This is a genomic window from Methanobacterium sp. (assembly GCA_012838205.1).
Classification (GTDB): Archaea; Methanobacteriota; Methanobacteria; order Methanobacteriales; family Methanobacteriaceae; genus Methanobacterium.
The window spans coordinates 1-4,230 of the sequence record DUPR01000051.1; the positions used below are offsets into that span (position 1 = coordinate 1).

The following is a 4,230-nucleotide window of genomic DNA, read 5'->3' on the forward strand; positions in this document are numbered from 1 at the left end:
ATAGTAACAAATATCACGTATTGTACTCAACACAGGTATTTTTTCCAAAAATCTTGAGGAAAACCTTGAAACTTTACATAATGCAAGAAAAACCATTTTTTTCATAAAAATACTCCAACGTATCTAGTTTAGTATTTGATAATATACAATTTTTTTTTTAAAAAAATTATCTTTCATTCCAATAATTATTTTCTTAAAAGTATATTCTTTGTTTCTTGGAATAAATTTCAACATCAAATTATTGTGTCATCCATACAATTTGATTAATTTTTGATTCCAAATCCTCGGAATGAACTTGTAACACCTTAACAATCCTTTTCATGTAATGTAGAAACAATTTCTGATACTCTATCACTCCATGTATTTGCTTTAAGAAATTTTAATCTATCTTTTTCAGAATATTTCAATTTAAATTTATTTTTTATTAATTTATTCAGTATGTCAAGCAATGTTTCTTTGTCACGATAAAATTCAACAAATTTCTCAAATCTTTTTATTTCTGGATAAAAAATGGATATTATGGGTTTGTTGTAATTTATGTATTCATATAACTTTATTGGATCGGCAGATTTAGTTAGGTCATTTAATTTAAATGGTAAAATGAAACAATCAAAATTTTTTACAATTTCTATAAGTTCAGAATGTTCAACTGAACCATAAAAGACATATTTGTGTGTCTGTGCAGATGATAATGATAGCTCTTGAGGACCAATTAGATGAAATTCAATATTTTCAATATTTTCAACACAATAGTCCAATGAAGAAAAGTCTAACCATGAAGAAATAGTCCCAACGAAACCAATTCGATATTTTTTTTTAGTTTTTGCATCGATTTTTTTGCTATTATGAATTCTTCCATTAAATGCATTACGCACAACTTTAACATCTTTTCGGGAAGATCTATTAATAATCTCTTTTTTTAATTTTTCACTTGACGCAAAAATTTTCCAAGATGATTTTAATAACTCTTTTTCAATATTCAAAACATTCTTCCTTTTTTCTTTTTTGTCAAAAAAATTTGCAGCGTCATCCATACAATCATATACTATCTTAATATCTATATCTTTAGGAAGAAAATCATAAAGGAGTGGGAAGGTTAGCCAGATCAAATCCGGTTTTAATTCATTGATTATTCTTTGTATTTTTCCCATGAGGTGAATATTGTTTAATTTATCTGTAATTGCGAGATTCAGATCAAATGGAAATATAAAAAATCCATTGACTTTAAGCCCATTAATTGAATTATGAACTAATTTCCAGCGTTTGAAACTAATTGGATAAAGAACAGTTATATCATAGTATTCATTCAAACCTTCAGCCAAAAAATGAGGTCTTTGTTTAATCCAATTCCAATCTATATGCATTATATAAAGTATTTTTGGTTTTTGTTTCATTTTATGCCATTTGTTGATTTTTAATATGATTTCAGTAATTATTGATTTTTTTTTGAAAAAGAATTTAAAAAACTTGAAATAATAATTTAAATTTCTTTTTTTTCCAATTAAGTTCTTGTAAATTGCATATAATATGAAAATGTTGTTTTTGTCCACCGTTTCAGATAATGTCCTTTTCAATGAAGAGGTTGATTAATATTATACTAAATATGACTTAAATCCTTTTTGAATTAATATGTGATATCTATAATGTAGGGGATGCTTTCTATAAAAAATTATATGATATGGATTCGTTTGTTTGTTCTGAATTTTTTCCGTATATAGAATTTGGAACAGAAATTAAAAAGGGAGTTTTTTGTCAAGACCTTGAGAATTTAACATTTACAAACAAATCATTTGATTTAATAATAACTGAAGATGATTTAGGATGTGTAAAAGATTTGAAAGGGGATCTAAGGAATTTAGGGTAAAAGTGGATTATTATATTTTCACGGTTTCGTTTTTTTTGATAATTATATTATAAATAGGGCGGATACTTCTGGGAGTCGAGATTTTTTAATTTTGCCTCCCGAATTTCACGAAAGTTAGAGAGGCCAAGGATTAGCATATGGCATTTGGTTTAGATATATTCCAATTTTTTAATTATGTTGGCTTTGAAACTCGTGCGGATTTTTCTAGATTTTCTGATTACAAATAAAAAAATATATGATAGTTTTGTTTTTATATCGAAGGAAAAAATGATTTTCATGATAGATTAAGATATAGAAAAATTTTATGGTAGTTAGGGGTTAGTTATACCTGCTCTTAAACCAGCATAGTATGAAAAAAATAGCTTCTTATCATTATAGTATAAGCTGAGGAATATGGGGATTAAAATTGCCAAAATAATTTGAATTAATAAAAAAACCAAGAAATCATTTTTTTTAGCCCATTTCCGCATAAAAATCCAGCGGTTACGGGTTATGTAATATAATCCCATAGGTTTGGATATTCCCCCTCCTGATCTTGATACTTTGTGCCATATGTGGGATGTGGGGATGTATAAACTTTTAAATCCTTCCTGGTTTGCCCTGAGGGTCCAGTCACTTTCTTCAAAGTATAAAAAGTAGTTTTCGTCCATTAAACCTATTTTCTTTATTACTTCGGTTTTAATCAAAAAAGCAGAGCCACTAACATACTCCACTTCATCTATCTCATCGTATTGCCCATTATCAGTCTCATTGGTTCCAATCTGAATGCCACGACTAAATTTCCAGGATATTTTACATCCTGCACTCCATATGGTCTGTGGTTTATCATAAAAGTAGATCTTAGGGCCCAGGATGCCCACATCATCACGGGTATTTCTATTATTGATCAATTCTTGTAAAAAGTTTTCATCAACCACGGTATCATTGTTCAGGAGTAAAATATAATCTGGATAAAGGAATTCAAGGGCGAATTTGATTCCCACGTTGTTCCCACCTGGAAAACCTCTATTTTCACTATTTTTAATGAGGGTAATATGTTTTTTAGTTAAATTTTCTGTTTTCAAAGGTATTTCATCCTTTTTAAAGGTTTCATTATATTCGTAGGTTGTAATAGGTTTGTTATGAGGATTGTAGTTAAAAAAACTGGATTCAACTGGCAAGATACCTGAACAATAGTCTCTGATTTTATTAATAGAATCATCTTCAGAAGCATTATCCACTAAAACTACATCAAAATTAGAGTAATTAATTTGAAATAATGATTCCAAACATTCAATGGTGTCTTCCCAACCATTCCAATTTAAAATTACAATGGATACGCGAGGACAATTCATCGAAAACACCATGGATATGTGATGATACAAAAAAGAATAGATAAATTCATTTAAATTTTTTCCTCAACAACTTATTCTCTTTTTGAATAATGTAAATTTCACGTTTAAGGAGGCTTATTTGAGTTGCCACGAACCCGAAAATAAGTATTTGTATCCCTGAGATTATAAGTAAAACCATTACAAACATTAATGGCCGTGTTGGATCTAGAGTGCCCATCAGATACTCTTTAAATAGGTATATTGCAATAATAATGCCAAAAAGACATATCAAAAGTCCAACTAACCCAAAAAGCATCATTGGCCTTTCGTAAAATGTGAATAAAAGATGTGAAATGGTGGTGGATTTAAACTGAACTTTGGATTCGCCTAGTTTTCTCCCTTTCAGCTTCACAGGAATCTCTTTAACTTCAAAGCCTATTGCTATGGCTTTTGAAAGTATTTCCGGGTTAATCTCAGTTCCGTTAGATTCGATTTCTATTGAATCTATAACTTCTTTTCGGTAGGCACGTAAAATCCCAGTTACAGTGCTGATATTTTTGTTAAGTGCGTATCCAACGATTTTATTGGCCATTTTACTTATAAATAGTCGGATGAAAGGAATGTCTTCGGTTTCTCCACCAGCCATGTACTGGGATCCAATGACAATATCCAAGTGATTTTCATGAAGTTCTTTGATAAGTTCGGTTAGATATTTCGGTTCATAACTTAAATCTGCATCCAAGGTGATGATTACATCACCTTCGGCTTTTTCAAAACCAGTGCGCAAGGCTCTTCCCATCCCCATGTTAACTGGATGTTTTAAAACCATTAGTTCCGGATTTTCTGAAGCAAATTCTTCCAACAAAGCCAGTGTTTGGTCACTACTTCCATCGTCCACTGCTATGATTTGGTAGCTGCCGCAAGTCTTTAAAACTTTTTTAACTTCTTCAAGTGTAATGAGTACGTTTTCTTCCTCATTGTACATGGGTATGATTAGAGAAACTTCCATGAATAGAATTTGGCGATATAAAGATATAAGTTTTTAGAAAAAAG

Annotated in this window: 3 protein-coding genes; all 3 read right to left on the bottom strand. The window is 30.0% G+C overall.

The window, feature by feature from the left end; translation table 11 throughout:
- Window positions 1-305 precede the first annotated feature (305 nt).
- Entirely contained in the window at window positions 306-1,550 is a 1,245-nt protein-coding gene (locus tag GXZ72_07830) for a glycosyltransferase family 1 protein (GenBank protein ID HHT19453.1), read from the bottom strand.
- Between the two features lie 625 nt (window positions 1,551-2,175).
- Window positions 2,176-3,198 carry a glycosyltransferase family 2 protein gene (locus GXZ72_07835; GenBank protein HHT19454.1) on the bottom strand — a complete coding sequence of 341 codons (1,023 nt, stop codon included), beginning with the start codon at window positions 3,196-3,198 and terminating at the stop codon, window positions 2,176-2,178.
- 46 nt (window positions 3,199-3,244) lie between these two features.
- Window positions 3,245-4,186, bottom strand: a complete 942-nt coding sequence (locus GXZ72_07840) for a glycosyltransferase family 2 protein (protein HHT19455.1) — start codon at window positions 4,184-4,186, stop codon at window positions 3,245-3,247.
- Window positions 4,187-4,230: the final 44 nt, after the last annotated feature.